The sequence below is a fragment of the Aeromicrobium sp. WCS2018Hpa-31 genome, assembly GCF_031843905.1.
Lineage (GTDB): Bacteria > Actinomycetota > Actinomycetes > Propionibacteriales > Nocardioidaceae > Aeromicrobium.
Map to the genome: position 1 here is coordinate 298,749 of NZ_JAVTJF010000002.1, position 16,615 is coordinate 315,363.

General features: G+C 71.4%; 15 protein-coding genes. 7 read left to right on the forward strand and 8 right to left on the reverse strand.

Translation table 11 applies throughout. The features are described 5' to 3' along the window. Positions 1–54: 54 nt before the first annotated feature. From RQG84_RS03615 to RQG84_RS03630, 4 genes are all read right to left on the reverse strand, one after another. Positions 55–1,392 (reverse strand): glycoside hydrolase domain-containing protein, encoded by a 1,338-nt coding sequence (locus RQG84_RS03615; protein ID WP_311208895.1) that lies wholly within the window; start codon positions 1,390–1,392, stop codon positions 55–57. Between the two features lie 240 nt (positions 1,393–1,632). Next, positions 1,633–3,210, reverse strand: coding sequence for an AMP-binding protein (locus RQG84_RS03620; protein ID WP_055963725.1), 1,578 nt, complete (start codon positions 3,208–3,210; stop codon positions 1,633–1,635). Positions 3,211–3,318: 108 nt separating this feature from the next. Next, positions 3,319–3,771 (reverse strand): SRPBCC family protein, encoded by a 453-nt coding sequence (locus RQG84_RS03625; RefSeq protein WP_056573462.1) that lies wholly within the window; start codon positions 3,769–3,771, stop codon positions 3,319–3,321. 55 nt (positions 3,772–3,826) lie between these two features. Continuing rightward, positions 3,827–4,510 (reverse strand): hypothetical protein, encoded by a 684-nt coding sequence (locus RQG84_RS03630; RefSeq protein ID WP_311208896.1) that lies wholly within the window; start codon positions 4,508–4,510, stop codon positions 3,827–3,829. 341 nt (positions 4,511–4,851) lie between these two features. On the opposite strand from RQG84_RS03630, the gene purF reads away from it, so the two are divergent. From purF to RQG84_RS03645, 3 genes are all read left to right on the forward strand, one after another. Beyond that, positions 4,852–6,345, forward strand: a complete 1,494-nt coding sequence (purF, locus tag RQG84_RS03635) for an amidophosphoribosyltransferase (protein ID WP_311208897.1) — start codon at positions 4,852–4,854, stop codon at positions 6,343–6,345. Continuing rightward, positions 6,342–7,430 carry a phosphoribosylformylglycinamidine cyclo-ligase gene (gene purM, locus RQG84_RS03640; RefSeq protein WP_055963738.1) on the forward strand — a complete coding sequence of 363 codons (1,089 nt, stop codon included), beginning with the start codon at positions 6,342–6,344 and terminating at the stop codon, positions 7,428–7,430. The genes purF and purM overlap by 4 nt, the downstream gene beginning before the upstream one ends. A gap of 93 nt (positions 7,431–7,523) precedes the next feature. After that, entirely contained in the window at positions 7,524–7,700 is a 177-nt protein-coding gene (locus RQG84_RS03645) for a DUF3073 domain-containing protein (protein ID WP_082480278.1), read from the forward strand. 452 nt (positions 7,701–8,152) lie between these two features. Here the strand turns inward: RQG84_RS03645 and RQG84_RS03650 are convergent, their stop codons facing one another. Next, complete coding sequence (locus tag RQG84_RS03650) at positions 8,153–10,213, reverse strand: MMPL family transporter (RefSeq protein ID WP_311208898.1); 2,061 nt, start codon at positions 10,211–10,213, stop codon at positions 8,153–8,155. A 23-nt stretch (positions 10,214–10,236) separates the two neighbouring features. Here RQG84_RS03650 and RQG84_RS03655 point away from each other — a divergent pair, with 23 nt between their 5' ends. Then, positions 10,237–10,722: a MarR family transcriptional regulator gene (locus RQG84_RS03655; protein WP_311208899.1), complete on the forward strand. Its 486-nt coding sequence runs from the start codon at positions 10,237–10,239 to the stop codon at positions 10,720–10,722. Positions 10,723–10,738: 16 nt separating this feature from the next. Here RQG84_RS03655 and RQG84_RS03660 read toward each other — a convergent pair whose 3' ends face one another. Beyond that, positions 10,739–11,830, reverse strand: coding sequence for a Glu/Leu/Phe/Val dehydrogenase dimerization domain-containing protein (locus tag RQG84_RS03660; RefSeq protein WP_311208900.1), 1,092 nt, complete (start codon positions 11,828–11,830; stop codon positions 10,739–10,741). Positions 11,831–11,985: 155 nt separating this feature from the next. Here RQG84_RS03660 and RQG84_RS03665 point away from each other — a divergent pair, with 155 nt between their 5' ends. Next, complete coding sequence (locus RQG84_RS03665; RefSeq protein WP_311208901.1) at positions 11,986–13,503, forward strand: DASS family sodium-coupled anion symporter; 1,518 nt, start codon at positions 11,986–11,988, stop codon at positions 13,501–13,503. Positions 13,504–13,508: 5 nt separating this feature from the next. On the opposite strand, the gene RQG84_RS03670 is transcribed toward RQG84_RS03665, so the two are convergent. Continuing rightward, a complete protein-coding gene (locus tag RQG84_RS03670) occupies positions 13,509–14,333 on the reverse strand; it encodes an SDR family NAD(P)-dependent oxidoreductase (protein WP_311208902.1) in 825 nt (274 codons plus the stop codon). Then, complete coding sequence (locus RQG84_RS03675; RefSeq protein WP_056573441.1) at positions 14,330–14,959, reverse strand: TetR/AcrR family transcriptional regulator; 630 nt, start codon at positions 14,957–14,959, stop codon at positions 14,330–14,332. The genes RQG84_RS03670 and RQG84_RS03675 overlap by 4 nt, the downstream gene beginning before the upstream one ends. Before the next feature lie 64 nt (positions 14,960–15,023). Between RQG84_RS03675 and RQG84_RS03680 the strand changes: the two genes are divergently transcribed. Both RQG84_RS03680 and RQG84_RS03685 read left to right on the forward strand, forming a co-directional pair. Beyond that, a complete protein-coding gene (locus RQG84_RS03680; RefSeq protein ID WP_311208903.1) occupies positions 15,024–15,950 on the forward strand; it encodes a sterol desaturase family protein in 927 nt (308 codons plus the stop codon). A 43-nt stretch (positions 15,951–15,993) separates the two neighbouring features. Further along, on the forward strand, positions 15,994–16,593 hold the full coding sequence (locus tag RQG84_RS03685) for an endonuclease (RefSeq protein ID WP_311208904.1): 600 nt from the start codon (positions 15,994–15,996) through the stop codon (positions 16,591–16,593). Positions 16,594–16,615: the final 22 nt, after the last annotated feature.

The window sequence follows — 16,615 nt, forward strand, 5'->3', positions numbered from 1 at the left end:
TCGGAGGGTCGGGGTCGGACGGGCCGGCGCGGACCGGGACCCGACCCGCTGCCGTCAGAGGTTGCCGCGGCGCAGCAGCGACCACTGCGACGAGGTCACCGTCTGCAGTGCGGCCTGCTTGTTGTCGCGGCGCAGCTGCTGGGCGGCCCTGACCGTGGCGGTGTCGAGCACGCCCTTCACCGACGGCGCGTAGCCGGCGGCGCGCAGCGAGCGCTGCAGCCTCCAGACGGCCGAGCCCGTCGAGCCGTACTTCAGGACCTTCGGGGTCGAGCCCTCGGCGAGGAGTGCGGTCCACACCGGACGACTGACGACGCCGTTGCGGCTCCAGCCCTTGCTCGCGCGGTACGCGTTGATGCCCGAGACGGTGCCGGACCCGACCTCGCCCGTCACGGACTTCTTGAGGCCGCGCTCCTGGAGCAGGCACTGCAGGGCCTCGACGGCCTTGCCCTTCGAGCCCGCGCGCAGCGTCGGGTAGGACGCGAGCGTGAGGTCGACACCGCAGGACCGCGGTTCCGTGGTGGCCACGGACCCCGTGCCCACGCGCATCAGGTTGCGGTCGATGGTGAGGCGGTGCCCGCCGTACGTCTCGTTCACGTTGTTGTGGAACTGGTGGATGCGGGCGTTCTTCCAGCCGGTGTCGGACAGGTACGGACCGCCGTCCACGTTCGCCTTCTTGTTCGTCCACGCGAACCACACCTGGTCGAACTGCGTGAAGCCCGAGAACTTCTTGGCGCCGGAGCGGACGTCGTCGACGAGCTTGATGGCGGCCGAGCCGCTGGAGTAGATCCCGGAGCGGAACTTCGACGCCTTCAGGGTCTCGGTCCAGGCGTCGGAGAACGCGAGCACGGCGTTGTCGCACGTGGTGGTGCGGGCGTACCACTCGATGTCGAGGTAGGCGACCGAACCCGCGCCGAAGCCGTACTTCTTGAGCGCGGCGATGGCCTCGCGCGCGTCGGCGGCACCCTGCTTGCGGGCCGTCGTCTGCGACGTCGACATCCTCTTCTTCTGCACGCGGCTCTGCGGGTTGTTCTTGAAGCAGGGCGACTGGTAGCCCACGTGGATCGGCATGAAGCCCCACCCGGCGTCGGCGTTGTGCTGGACCCACGACTTGGAGAGGTTCGGCTGGTAGCGGTCCCCGCAGTAGCGGGAGTTGCCGGACACGTAGATGCCGACGGCCGAGTAGGGCGAGTCGCGCATCCACGCGTCCATGACCTTGGTGCTCGGCGCGACGCACGCGTCGAAGGCGTAGGCGGTCCGGTCACCGGGCGCCGCCGGGGTGGCCGCCGAGGCGGGCCCGGGCAGAGCGAGCGTGACGAGGACGGACGCGAGGAGCGCGCAGGCGAGGGTGAAGGCCTGCCGCCCTGCGCCGAGGTGAGACGGGGGGGAAGTCACCGTAGGCATGGTCCGAAGGCTACGGAACGTGTGGCGTCCTGTCAGGTGCACGAGGGATTCTCGCCGCGGCGTCCGAGCGGCAGGTTCGTGGCGTAAAACATTCGTAACCAGAGTTCATCCGACCGCGAGGGAGACGAAAGCCGCTCGGGCATGTATCCTTGAGGTACACGGTCCCGGCCCACACCCCTGGAGGGTCGGGACCGTCTTAATGTCCTCTCCCGTGTGGTGTCCGGGATCGTGTCAGACCTGGCGGCCGTCGCTCGGCCAGTAGCCCTTGCGCAGGTCCCGCTTGAGGATCTTGCCCGAGGGGTTGCGGGGCAGGGCCTCGACGACGTCGACCGTGCGAGGGGCCTTGTAGTGGGCCAGCCGCTCACGGGCGAAGTCGATGAGCTCCTGCGGGTCCACGGTGTGCTCGGGCCGGAACGCCACGACGGCCTTGACCGTCTCGCCCCACCGGTCGTCCGGGACGCCGATGACCGCGGTCTCCAGCACGGCCGGGTGCTCGGCGAGCACGCGCTCGACCTCGGGGGAGTACACGTTCTCCCCGCCCGTGATGATCATGTCCTTCACGCGGTCCTCGATGAACACGAACCCGCCGTCGTCGACCCGACCGATGTCACCCGAGCGCAGCCAGGGGCCGCCTCCGTCGTCGGCCGCGACGAGCAGCTCGGCGGTGGCCTCGGGGCGGCCGAGGTAGCCCACGGTGTTCTGCTCGGTCCGCCACCACAGCTCACCCGATCCGCCCGGCTCGACGTCCTGGAGGGTGGTGACGTCGACGACGCGCAGCTCGACCCCGGGGATGGGTCGACCGGCCGAGACGAGGCGCTCCGGGTGCTCGGCGTCGCGGTGTGCCGCGTCGTCGAGGATCGTGACGACGCCGCCCATCTCCGTCATCCCGTAGACCTGCATGAACGCGGTGTCGGGCCAGTGCTCGATGGCACCGCGCAGCACCGGCAGGGGCATGGGGGCCGCGCCGTAGGAGAACGCCTTCAGCCGGCTGAACAACGCCATGGCCTGGGGCCCGGCCTGCAGCAGCGCCGCCACGACGGCGGGAACGAGGAACGCGTGGGTGGCCCCGGCCATCATCGCGCCGGCCAGCAGCTGAGGATCGACCTCGCGGATGATGTAGCCGTGGGTGCCGGTCGCGGGACCGAACAGGGCGTACGACGAACCGCCCACGTGGAACATCGGCATCGCGACCAGCATGGTGTCGTCGGGTCCGTACTCGATGTCGCCCATGGCGCTGAGCGTGTGCACGACCATGTTGTGCTGGGTGAGCATGACGCCCTTGGGCCGGCCCGTGGTGCCCGAGCTGTACATGACCAGGCACACGTCGTCGGGGTCGACTCCGGGCTGGCGCTCGACGGGGGTCGCCGCTGCGAGCCACGCCTCGAGCTCGTCGTCGTCGCCCCCGACCACGACGATGCGCTCGACGCCGACCAGGCGGTCGCGGATCAGGTCGATCGACGGTGCCAGCTCGTGGCCGACGAAGAGGATGCGGGCCCCGGCGTCGTTGATGACGTAGTCGAGCTCGTCGCCGGCCAGCCGCCAGTTGACGATCGCGTTGGCCGAGCCGAGCAGGCAGCACGCCTGGGTCGCCGTGAGGATGGCCGGGTTGTTCTTGTCGAGGAAGGCGATCCGGTCGCCGCGCACGATGCCCTCGGCCTGCAGCGCCCCGGCGAAGCGTCGGACGTCGTCCCAGGCCTCGCCCCAGGTCCACGTGCGCTCGAGGTAGGTCCAGCAACGGCCGTCCGGGTCGTGCTCGGCGCGGTACGCGTGGAAGTCGGTCAGGTACGTGGCGTCGGGCAGGTCGGGCACGGCGTCTCCTCTGTGGCGTGGGTCACGCCAGCCTAGGGGCTCCCGGCCCCACGGTGAAGCAGCTTCCCGGTACCGGATTCGGCTCGTCGTGAGTACTGGGACAGCCGTTCAGGAGCCTTCGACGACCGTGGCGATCCGCTCGAGCGTGCGCTCGATGTTGCGCTTCGTGGAGCGTGGCATGTTGCCGCGCCGCAGGGCGACGCGCTGGCGGTCGCGGCTGATGTCCCACGTCTCGCGGACGATCGTGCTGCTGCCCTGGTCGACGAGCTCGTAGCGCCAGACCCGGCCGCCGATGAGGCCGAACAGGCCGGTGGTGCGCCACGCGATGCGTCGGTTCGGCTCGTACTCGACGACCTCGTTCTTCGTCGAGTACGGCAGACCCATCTTCATCGACATGCCGAACACCGAGCCCATGTGCAGCGGCTCGCTCTCGTTGCTCGTGCCCTGGACCGTTCCGGAGCCGTCGATCTCACGGTGCCGTGCGGCGTCGGACAGCAGGGCGAAGATGCGCTCGGCGGGGGCGGCGACGAGGCGCTCGGCCGTGACCTGGTCGGTGGACATGGGCTCATCGTGGCGGAGGTGGGGCGTGCCCGCACGCCAAGCAGGGGTGCGCGGGTCAGCCGAGCACGAACGCGAGCCAGAAGCCGAGGGCGGTGGCGATCCCGACCCACCACCCGCCCTCGCGGTAGGCCTCGGGGAGGAGCGTGTCGGAGAGCACGGCCAGCGTCGCGCCGCCGGCCACGGCCTGGGCCACCGCGACGGCGGCCGGGGAGACCGCGCCGCCTGCGGCGTGCGCACCGACGGTGACGAGGGTCAGCAGCACGCCGACGGCCGCCCACAGCGCCAGTCCGCGGCGAGGGCCGAGTCGCTCGTCGTCGCGCAGGGCCGCAGCACTCGCGATGGCCTCAGGCGTGTTGCCGACGGCGATCGCGACCAGCAGGGCCAGACCGCCCTCGCCCAGGGAGACCCCGAGCGCGGTGTTCTCCGGCACGCCGTCGAGGAACGCCCCGAGCAGCAGGCCCATGCCGACGGCCGAGGTGCCCGCCCGACGGTCCAGGAGGTGGCTGAGGACCACGTAGAGCCCGGCGCCGCCGAGGAGGGCGATCCCGGCCCGGACGGCGTCGAGGGCCTCGAAGGCCGGCCCGAACAGCTCCTGGGAGGCTGCGGCGATCATGGTGCCCGCCCCGAACGCCATGAGGGCGGCGAGGGCTGCCTGGGGGATCCGCCACCGCAGGCCCGCCGCGGCGCCGACGACCAGGGGCACGGCCGTGGCGGCGCCGTACAGAGCAGCGGTGAGCACTCGTCCACGCTAGGACCGGTGGCGCGGTCGTGCCCGTCGGTGGCCCGGTCCTGACGTTCCGCGGGTGCGCTGGTGTGGGAGGTCCGAACCCGCTGCGGCGCTGTCTCGGCTCGCGCCGGGGGTGGCCTCCGAAAGGCCTCGACCGAGCGGCTGGAGGCGTCCTCGGGTCGGGTTCTCGGGCTGCGGCTCGGCTGGGGGTAGGGCTCGTACCTCATCTCGACGCTTTGAGGTTCGCCATCTACCTCTGACGGCCTGGTTCGGTGCGCCACCTACCTCCCACTGCCGACCACGTCACGCCCAGGACGGTTCCGGGGCCTCGCGCAGGCCCCTACACTGGAGCGGTGGCACGCGGAGACGGTCGGCTGACGCACGACATCGATCCCCAGGACGTCGGACCCCAGGACGCCTGTGGCGTGTTCGGGGTGTGGGCCCCCGGTGAGGAGGTCGCCAAGCTCAGCTACTTCGGCCTCTACGCCTTGCAGCACCGCGGCCAGGAGTCCGCCGGCATCGCGGTCAGCAACCAGCGCCAGATCCTGGTCTACAAGGACATGGGCCTGGTCTCCCAGGTGTTCGACGAGTCGACGCTCGAGTCCCTCAAGGGGTCGGTCGCGATCGGCCACGCGCGCTACAGCACCACGGGCGCCAGCGTCTGGCAGAACGCCCAGCCGACGTTCCGCCCCACGGCGCAGGGATCGGTCGCCCTCGCCCACAACGGCAACCTCACCAACACCGCCGAGCTCGTGACGATGCTCGAGGAGCGGACCGCCCAGCAGGCTCCGGACCGCCGCGGCAAGGGCGAGACCGCCACCACCGACACGTCGGTCATGGCCAGCCTGCTCGCCTCCTACCGCGACCGCTCGGTCGAGGAGGCGGCCATCGAGGTGCTGCCGAAGCTGCGCGGCGCGTTCTCGCTGGTGTTCATGGACGAGACCACGCTGTACGCCGCACGCGACCCGCAGGGGATCCGACCGCTCGTGCTGGGACGTCTCGAGCGCGGCTGGGTGGTCGCCAGCGAGACGGCGGCCCTCGACATCGTCGGCGCGTCCTTCATCCGCGAGATCGAGCCCGGCGAGTTCATCGCGATCGACGAGAACGGGCTGCGCACCGAGCGGTTCTCGCCCGCCGCACCCAAGGGCTGCATCTTCGAGTACGTCTACCTCGCGCGTCCGGACACGACGATCTCCGACCAGCGGGTCTTCTCCGTCCGCGCCGAGATCGGACGCCGCCTCGCCCGCGAGCACCCCGTCGACGCCGACCTGGTCATCCCCGTGCCGGAGTCGGGCACCCCTGCGGCCATCGGCTTCGCCGAGGAGAGCGGCATCCCCTTCGGCCACGGGCTGGTCAAGAACTCCTACGTGGGCCGCACGTTCATCCAGCCGTCGCAGACGATCCGCCAGCTCGGCATCCGGCTCAAGCTGAACCCGCTGCGCGACGTCATCGCCGGCAAGCGCCTCGTGGTGGTCGACGACTCGATCGTGCGTGGCAACACGCAGCGCGCCCTCGTGCGGATGCTGCGCGAGTCCGGCGCCGCCGAGGTGCACGTGCGCATCTCGAGCCCGCCGGTCAAGTGGCCGTGCTTCTACGGCATCGACTTCGCCTCGCGCGCCGAGCTCATCGCCAACGGCATCAGCGTCGACGAGATCTGCCGCTCCATCGACGCCGACTCGCTCGCCTACGTCGAGCTCGACCAGTTGGTCGAGGCGACGAACGTCCCCAAGGACAAGCTGTGCCGGGCCTGCTTCGACGGGATCTACCCCGTGCCGCTGCCCGAGGACGACCTGATCGGCAAGCACCTGCTCGAGTCCGACGTCACGCCGTTGAAGGTGATCCAGTGACCAGTGCCGCCGATCCCACGACCACGGAGCCGAGCGCGTACGCCGCGTCCGGAGTCTCGATCGAGGCGGGCGACCGCGCCGTCGAGCTGATGAAGGAGTGGGTCGACAAGGCCCGACGCCCCGAGGTGGTCGGCGGCATCGGCGGGTTCGCGGGCCTGTTCGACGCCTCGGCCCTGAAGGACTACCGCCGGCCGCTCCTCGCGACGTCGGCCGACGGCGTGGGCACGAAGGTGCAGATCGCCCAGCGCATGGACGTGCACGACACCATCGGCTTCGACCTGGTCGGGATGCTCGTCGACGACCTCGTGGTCTGCGGTGCCGAGCCGCTGTTCATGACCGACTACATCGCGTGCGGCAAGGTCGTGCCCGAGCGCATCGCCGACATCGTGAAGGGCATCGCCCAGGCGTGCGCCGAGTCCGGCACCGCGCTGCTCGGTGGCGAGACCGCCGAGCACCCCGGACTGCTGCACCCCGACGAGTACGACGTGGCGGGCTCCACCACCGGTGTGGTCGAGGCGGACGCGCTGATCGGCGCCGAGCTCGTCCGCCCGGGCGACGTCGTCGTCGCGATGGCGTCCTCCGGCCTGCACTCCAACGGGTACTCGCTCGCGCGCCACGTGTTCTTCGGGACGGCGCAGTGGTCCCTCGACCGCGACGTGCCCGAGCTGGGTGCCACGCTCGGCGAGGCCCTGCTGACGCCCACGCGCCTGTACACGCTGCCGTGCCTCGACCTCGTGCGGCGCACGCAGACGCACGCCATGTCGCACGTGACCGGCGGTGGGCTCGCGGCCAACCTCGAGCGAGTGGTCCCCGAGGCCGTCTCGGTGCGCGTCGACCGGGGCACCTGGGCGCGGCCGGCGATCTTCGACCTGGTGGCCGACCTGGGTGGCGTCTCGCAGGGCGACCTCGAGGAGGCGCTCAACATCGGCGTGGGGATGGTCGCCCTGGTCGCGCCCGACGACGCTGACGCGGCCGTGCGCCTGCTGGGCGAGCACGGCGTGGAGGCCTGGATCGCCGGCGACGTCGCCGAGGCGGGCGTGCACGGACCGGGCGGCAGCGTCACGCTGGCCGGGACACACGCCTGACTCTTCGACCCGGTGCCAGCGACGTTGGCAGGGTTTGGGTAGGGTGGACCCCACGACATACTGACGATTTCTTTCTGCGAGGGGGTCGGACCCATGGGGCGCGGCCGTGCAAAGGCAAAGCAGACCAAGGTCGCACGCGACCTGAAGTACCGGACCTTTGATCCGGACTTCGACGATCTGCAACAGGAACTCCACCACGACTCCGGTGACCCGATCCCGGACCAGTACGCCGATCTCGCCCAGAAGTACGGGGACGAAGCCGCCAGCTGACGCGGTTCGGCCGTGGTTCGGCGGCCGTCGCAGTGGGGTGGCCGTGGGCTGACGTCTGCCCGCTGGGCGGGTCGAGAGGTGCACCCCGTCGACCCGACGTGTACTGCGGATGTGTCTGCGCGGCTGGGTCCTGTCCTGAGGCTGCGCTGCCTCGGCTCCGCGTCGACCTGCGCTCCGAGAGGAGCCTCGACCGGCAGCCGGGTGCACGTTCGGTCCTGGCTCTCGGACCACCGGCGCGCAGGTTGGATGCGTCCTGGCTGTCCTGCCGCATCGTCGGCTGTCCATCGGGCAGTCAGAGGTAGGTGACGCACCTGAAACGCGTCGTTTCAGGTACGAGGCCTACCCCCAGCGGCCTGGTCCGGTGCGACACCTACCTCTGACGGCCAGGTCGGGTGCGAGAACTACCTCCCACCCACGTGGCTAGTGGGTGGGGGAGCCGGCGCCCCGCGGGGTCAGGCCGGGCGCGACAGCCGGCTCGGCCACCAGAAGCGGCGGCCGCACCAGGCGACCAGGGCCGGCGTGACCAGGCCACGCACCACCACGGTGTCGAGCAGCACGCCGAAGCCGACCAGCACGCCCAGCTGGGCCAGCAGCACCAGCGGCAGGACCCCGAGGACGGCGAACACGGCAGCCAGCAGGATCCCGGCACTCGTGATCACGCCACCGGTGACGGCCAGGGCCGTGACGATCGACCCGGTCGCGTCCCCCGTCCGACGCATCTCCTCCCGTGCCCGCGCGGTGAGGAAGATGTTGTAGTCCACGCCGAGCGCCACCAGGAAGACGAACGCCAGCAGCGGGGTGCCCACGTCCATCGCCGACCAGCCGAGCACGTGGTCGAACACGAGCCACCCCACGCCGAGGGCCGACAGGTAGGACAGCACCGTCGTCGACGCCAGCAGCAGGGCCGCGACCACGGAGCGCAGCAGCAGGAGCAGCATGCCGAGCACGACGGCCAGGACGACCGGGATGATGACGCCGCGGTCACGGGCTGCGGTGTCGGCCTCGTCGAGGGCCTCGGCGTCCTGGCCACCGACCAGGGCGTCGGGGTCGACGTCCTGCACGGCGGTGCGCAGCAGCCCGACCGTCCGCAGGGCCGCTTCGCTGGACGGCTCGTCGCTCAGCACCACGCTGACCTCGGCGATCCCGTCGCCCTCGCGGCCCACCTCGGCCGAGCGGACGTCGGGCACGCCGCCCGCGGCACGGGCCACCTGCTCGGCCCGCTCGGGTGTGGTGACGATGCTCGTCGGCGCCGACGAGCCGGCCGGGAAGGCCGACGACAGCGTCTTCTGCGCGGTGATCGACTCCGGGGTGTCGAGGAACTGCTCGTCCTGGCCGAGGCCGGTGCGCAGCCCGAGCGTGCCGAGGGCCATCAGGACCAGGATCACGAGGCCGCTGACGGTCACGACGACGGGTCGACTGGTCACGGTCGTGCCGACCCGACGCCAGAGCCCACGCTCGGACGGGTCGGGATCGCCGACGCGGGGCACGAACGGCCAGAACAGCCAGCGCCCGGGCAGCGTCATGGCGGCGGGGAGGACGACCAGCGCGAAGAAGACGGCCACGACGATGCCCGCGGCACCGGACAGGCCGATCCGGCTGACGAACGGTGCGTCGGCCAGGAGGAGCGCCAGCAGACCGATCACGACCGTGCCGGAGCTCGACAGGATGGCCGGTGCGGCCGCGCCGACGGCCTGACGCATGGCCTCGCGGCGGTCCTCGTGGCGGCGCAGCTCCTCGCGGTAGCGCGCGATGAGCAGGAGTGCGTAGTTGGTGCCGGCGCCGAACACGAGCACCGACGTGATGCCGGTGGTCGAGCCGTCGATCGGGATGTCGGTCAGGCCCGAGATGGCCTCGACGACCTTCGCAGCCACGCGGTCGCCGAGCCCGATGACGATCAACGGGACGAGCCAGAGCCACGGACTCCTGTACGTGACGATGAGCAGCAGGGCCACCACGATCGCGGTCGCGGCGAGCAGGCGGAAGTCGGCGCCCTCGAAGACGGCGCCGAGGTCGGCCTGGACGGCCGGGGCGCCCGTCACCTCCGCGGTCAGGCCGTCGGGCAGGGCCTCGCGGACGTCGGCCCGCAGGTCCTCGATCCGCTCGGAGTTCTCGTCGGTGCCGACGCCGCCGGGCAGGGGGACGGTGAGCAGGGCGACCGTGCCGTCCTGCGACGGGACGGGTCCGGCGACCTCGCTGTCGAACGACGATCCCAGGTCCTGCGAGAGCCGGCCCAGCGCGGCCAGCTGCGTGCGGTCGATGCGCTCGCCGCCGTTGGAGACCACGACGATCGCGGGAGCGTCCTGGCCTCCGGGCAGGTCGGCGAGCCGGTCGCGCGCGATCGCGGACTCGGCGTTGTCGGGCAGGTTCACGGAGGCGTCGGTGCTCTCCGTGGGCCCGGGGGCCAGAATGAGAACGGCTGCCGAGAGCACGAGCCCGAGCAGCAGGACGACGACGGACCGCCTCGGACCGACGAGTCGGGCGAGGGGGAAGGTTCGATGATCGAAAGTTTCCACGATGGAAGGATAGGATGGGCCGCATGAGTGCGCAACACGGACCCCCCGAGGGCGATCGGGCCGACGTCGTGCGCCAGCTCCGCGACCTGTCCGAGCGGTCCACGCGCTACGCCGAGCGCGCCGGCGCCGCCCACGGACTGCACCGGTCCGACCTCACGGCGCTGTCGGTGCTGGCTCGCGCGCACGAGGACGGGCAGGCGCCGCTGACCCCCGGCGTGCTCGCCCGCGCCCTCGCGCTGAGCCCGTCGGCCACGACCACGCTGCTCGACCGCCTGGAGCGTTCCGGCCACGTGGAGCGCTCCCACGACGCGGTCGACCGCCGTCGGGTCAGCCTGGCCATGACGCGTTCGGCCGGCGAGGCGGCCCGCGCGATGTTCGGACCCATGGCCGCGTCGATGGACGCGGCCATGGACCAGTTCGACGACGAGGAGCTCGCCGTCGTGCGCCGGTTCCTGGGCGCGATGATCGACGTCATCGACGCCCAGGAACCGCGCGCGCAGGACCCCTGATCGACGGCGCTGAGGGTCAGCGCGGCAGGTGGATCTGGCCGAGACGGCCCACGTCGCGCATGCGCTGCTCCGCCTGGCGGTCCGCGGCCTCGGCGGTCGTGATGCTCTCGGAGGAGGCCCGGTCGAGCACGGCGAGGGTCGTGTCGAAGATGCCCGTGGCGCGGGCCTTCGCGCGCTCGAAGCTGAACCCCTGCGGGTCGAGCTCGTCGGCCACCTGGATGACGCCGCCGGCGTTCACGCAGTAGTCGGGGGCGTAGACGACGCCCTTCTCGGTGAGCAGCTTGGCGGTGCCGTCGTGCGCGAGCTGGTTGTTGGCGCCGCCGCAGACCACGCGGGCCGACAGGACGTCGACCACGTCGTCGGACAGGGCCCGCCCGAGCGCGCACGGCGCGTAGACGTCGAGCGGCTCGGCCACGAGGGCCTCGGTGGAGGCGACGACGCGCACCTGCGGGAAGCGCGCGGTGAGCAGCTCGATCGCGGCGGTGTCCACGTCGGTGACGACGACGGAGGCGTCCTCGGCCACGAGGTGCTCCACGAGGTGCTTGCCGACCTTGCCGACGCCGGCCACGCCCACGGTCCGACCGGCGAGGGACGGGCTGCCCCACGCGTGCTGGGCGCTGGCGCGCATGCCCTGGTAGACGCCGAAGGCGGTGAGCACGGAGGAGTCGCCGGCGCCACCGTGCTCGACGGTGCGACCGGTCACGTAGGAGGTCTCGCGGGCGATGACGTCCATGTCGGGGCTGAAGGTGCCCACGTCGCACGCGGTGTAGTAGCGACCGTTGAGCGACTCGACCATGCGACCGTAGGCGCGCAGCAGGGCCTCGGTCTTCTGGGTGCGCGGGTCGCCGATGATGACGGCCTTGCCGCCGCCGAGGTCGAGCCCGGCGAGCGCGTTCTTGTAGGCCATGCCCTGGCTGAGCGCGAGCACGTCGGCGAGGGCGTCGGCCTCGCTCGCGTAGGGGTGGAAGCGGGTGCCGCCGAGGCCGGGGCCGAGGGCGGTCGAGTGCAGGCCGATGATGGCCCGCAGGCCGCTGGCCTCGTCGTGGCAGAAGACGACCTGCTCGTGCGGATGGGCGAAGACGCCGGGGGTCGTGGGCAGAGTGGTCACGGAGTGCTCCTGGTGTGCTGGGCCCCGGTGTGGGTGGACGGGGCGCTGGACGGGCCCGCAGGGGTGGTGGGGCCTCGCGACGATGCTACGCCGAGCGGGCATCGTGTGGCGACTTCTCCTATGGTGTAGGTCACATCCGGACCGGAGGGGGCACGATGTCGCAGACCGAACCCGTGACCGAGCAGGCCGAGGGCCTGAGGGTGGAGCCGGAGTCGCGCAGCTCGGCGCGACGCAAGCGGATCGGGCTGGTGGTCGGCCCCGTGGCCGCGGTGGCGCTCTACGCCGTCCTGCCCGACGACCTCGAGCGGGCCGGGGCGCTGACGGCGGGCGTCGCCGTGCTGATGGCCGTGTGGTGGATGACCGAGGCGATCCCGATCCCGGCCACGGCGTTGGTCCCGCTCGTGGTCTTCCCCGTGCTGGGCGACGTCACGGTCGACGAGGTCGGCGCCTCGTACGGCAACAACATCATCTTCCTGTTCATGGGCGGGTTCATGCTGGCCCTGGCCATGCAGCGCTGGAACCTGCACCGCCGGGTCGCGCTCGTCACCGTCAGGGCGATGGGGACCAAGCCCTCGATGATCATCGCCGGCTTCATGCTCGCCACCGGGTTCATCAGCATGTGGGTCTCGAACACGGCGACGGCCGTCATGATGCTCCCCATCGGGCTCTCCGTCCTCATGCTCGTCGGTCGCCTCGACGGTGGCGTGGAGGAGGACGGCGACGGACCGGTCACCTCGAACTTCGGCACGGCGCTGATGCTGGGGATCGCGTACGCGGCGTCCATCGGGTCGCTCGCGACCATCATCGGCACGCCGCCGAACACGCTGCTCGTCGGCTACCTGGCCGACACCCACGACGTGCAGATCGGGTTCGGCGAGTGGATGCTGCTCGGACTGCCGCTGGCGGCGGTGCTGCTCGTCGTGTGCTGGTGGATCCTGACACGCTGGGTCTTCCCGCCCGAGATGGACGACCTGCCGGGTGGTCGCGAGCTGCTCGACACCGAGGTGGAGAAGCTCGGTCCGGTCACCCGGCCGGAGCTGATGGTCCTCGGAGTGTTCGTTCTCGCCGCAGTCAGCTGGGTCGGCTTCCCGCTGCTCCAGGACGAGCCCGTCATCTCCGACGCGGGCATCGCGGTGGCGGTCGCGGTGCTGCTCTTCCTGCTGCCGTCGGGCACGGCTCGTGGGGTCCGGCTGCTCGACTGGGACTCCGCGGTGCAGCTGCCGTGGGGCGTCCTGCTGCTCTTCGGCGGCGGACTCGCGCTGAGCGCGCAGTTCGGCTCGAGCGGCCTCACCGAGTGGATCGGCGAGAAGGCGGAGGCGTTCGGGGGCATCCCGGTGGTGCTCGTCGTGGTGCTGGTGGCCGCCGGCGTGCTGATGCTCACCGAGCTGACCAGCAACACCGCCACGGCGGCCACCTTCCTGCCGCTCGCGGGCGGCCTGGCGCTCGGCCTGGGGCTGGACCCGATGCTGCTGGCCATCCCCGTGGCCCTGGCCGCGTCCTGCGCGTTCATGCTGCCCGTGGCGACGCCGCCGAACGCGATCGCCTTCGGGTCGGGGCACGTGACCGTCGGCCAGATGATGCGCGGCGGGGTCTGGGTGAACCTCGCCGCCCTGGTGCTCATCACGCTGGCCACCACGACGTTGGCGGTGTGGGTCTTCGACCTCGCTCTGTAGCGGGGTCAGTCGCGCGTGCGGCGCGCGAGGCGCTTGTCCATCCGGCGGATGCTGGGGGTGATCACCTTGGTGAGCGCCCCGGGCAGCACCGACATGCCGGCCTCGGTGACGGCGCCGCCGAGGCTGGTGACCCGCGTGGGCCGCTCGGTGGCGGCCTTGACCAGCCAGCGAGCCGCCTTGTCGGGCGTCATCATCGGCATGGCGGCGTAGATGCTCGTGGCCCCGGACATCTCCGTTCGCACCATCGGGAAGTAGACGACGGTGGTGGTCACGCCCTCGTGGCCGTGCTCGGCGAGCAGGGACCGCGCGAACGACTCGAGGGCGGCCTTGCTGCCGAGGTAGGCCGAGAAGAGCGGGATCGGCAGCTGGGACGACATGGTCGAGGAGAACACGACGTGGCCGCGTGACCCGTCGATGCGGTCCTGCTCGAGGAAGCGGGGCAGCAGGGCCAGCGTGAGCCGCACCGCGCCGAGGTAGTTGATCGCCACGGTGCGCTCGTAGTCGTGCAGGCGGTCCGTGGAGTCGCGGATCGAGCGTCGGATGGACCGGGCGGCGTTGTTGACGAGCACGTCGATGCGTGGGTGCTCGGCCAGCAGCTGCTCGACGACCCGGGCGGTGTCGGCGTCGTCGGTGAGGTCGACGGGGTAGGTGCGAGCCGTGCCGCCGGCCTCTCGCACGCGAGCCGCGACGGTGTCGAGCTCGTCGGCGCGACGGGCCAGCAGGCACACGGTCCAGCCGCGCTCGGCGAGCTGCAGCGCCGCCTCGGCGCCGATGCCGCTCGAGGAGCCGGTGACGATCGCGACCTTGGTCCGTCGGATCCGCGGACTCATCGCGTGGCCCCGGCGGACGCGTCGACGAACAGGGCGCCGATGAGCCGGCCCACGCGGTCGACCATGTCGGCGGCCGTCTGCTCGGGGTGGTCGACCCACCAGTCCATGAGGGAGTCGACGATGCCGAGCCAGGTGGCGGTCATGGCCGACACGTCGAGCTCGTCGGTGACGCCTCCCAGGGCGAGCAGCTCGCTCACGCCCTCGTGGGCCAGCTTGTCGAGACGCTCGGTGTGTGCGCTGACCACGCCCACGACCTCGCTCGCGGTGGGCGCGGTGCGGTCGTGCAGGAGCCGCCAGACGTGGCGGCGGTCCTCCAGCACGGCGAACATCCCCGCGAGCGTGCGGACGCCGCGCTCGATGCCCACGACGTCCTCCCGCGCGATGCGCTCGATCTCGTCGCCGAGGAGGGTCCCGGCGCGGTCGAGGCACGCGGCGTAGAGGCCCTCCTTGGAGCCGAAGTAGTTGTAGACGAGCGGCTTGGAGATCCCGGCGGCGCGCGCGACGTCGGCGATGTTGGTGGCCGCGAAGCCGTCGGTCCCGAAGGCCACGGAGGCGACGTCGAGGATCTGCTCCTCGCGCTCGGCGCGGGGGACCCCCTTGGTGCCGGCGTTGGGTCGGACAGCCATGCCCGAACTCTAGCGGACGAGTATGAACCCGTGGTAACTTACCCAAAAGTCATATACCCGGACGGTGACGCCCGGGGTCGACGACGACGTCGGAGGACGCATGGACGACCTGCTGGACCCGCTGAAGAACCCGGTGACCTACGCCGCGCCGTTCTTCGTGCTGACCATCCTCATCGAGTTCGCGGCCCTCAAGTGGCTCGACCACGACGACAGCACGACCGGCTACGCCCTCAAGGACGCCCGCACGTCGATCTCCATGGGCGTCCTCTCGCTGGTCTTCCTGACGGCGTTCAAGGTCGTGACGTTCTTCGGCTTCGTGGCCGTCTACGCCTACGTCGCGCCGTTCCAGCTGCCCACGGACACGTGGTGGTACTGGGTCCTGGTGATCCTGGGCGTGGACCTCGGCTACTACTGGCACCACCGGTTCAGCCACCGGGTCCGCATCGCGTGGGCCGGGCACCAGGCGCACCACTCCAGCGAGTTCATGAACTTCGGCACCGCGTTGCGGCAGAAGTGGAACCCCTGGTTCGAGTTCTTCTTCTGGCTGCCGCTGCCGCTGCTCGGCTTCGCGCCGTGGACGCTCTACGTGGCGTTCGGCTTCAACCTGATCTACCAGTTCTACGTGCACACCGAGCTGGTCACGAAGCTGCCGAGGCCCGTCGAGTACGTGTTCAACACGCCGTCGCACCACCGGGTGCACCACGGCAGCGACCCCGAGTACCTCGACAAGAACTACGGCGGCATCCTCATCGTGTGGGACCGGCTGTTCGGCTCGTTCACCGAGGAGCGGCAGCGCCCCACCTACGGCCTGACCAAGAAGGTCGAGACGTACAACCTGCTGAAGCTGCAGTACGGCGACTACGTCGAGATCGTGCGCGACGTGCGTTCGGCCCACCGGTTCCGCGACAAGCTCGGCTACCTGTTCGGCCCGCCCGGCTGGACGCCCGCCGACCACTCGGCACCCGAGCAGACGGTCCTGCCCCGGCGCTGAGCCGCAGGATGCGACCTCCGTGCGGCCTGCCTAGCGTGGAGGGATGGACGTCGCGACGCTGCTCGACCGGCACGGGACCACGTACGCCGAGGAGGCGGGCATCACGCTGAGGGACCGCCCCTCCCCGCTCTGGCAGCTGCTGGTGCTGTCGCTCCTGCTGTCGGCACGCATCGACGCCGGGATCGCCACTGGGTCGGCGCGGGAGCTCTTCCGTGCCGGGTCGCGCACCCCGCAGCGCATGCGGGACAGCACGTGGCAGCAGCGCGTGGAGGCCCTGGGTCGCGGTGGCTACCGACGCTACGACGAGCGCACCGCGACGCAGCTCGCCGAGGCGGCGGACCTCGTCACGGACCGCTGGCGCGGGGACCTTCGACGTCTGCGGGACGCGGCGGACGGGGACGTCGACGCGATGGCCTCGTCGTTGCAGGAGGTGAAGGGCATCGGGCCCGCGGGGGCCTCGATCTTCCTGCGCGAGGTCCAGGGCGTGTGGCCGAGCGTCGCTCCCTACGTCGACGAGCTCGCGGCGCGGGGTGCCGAGCGCGCGGGCCTGCCGCACACCGGTGGGGGACTTGCGCGCCACGTCGGGCTGGAGGATCTGCCGCGGGTGGTCGCGGTGTGCGTCCGCGTGGCGCTGGAGCGATGAGCTCGAGAGCCCTGGTGGCTGG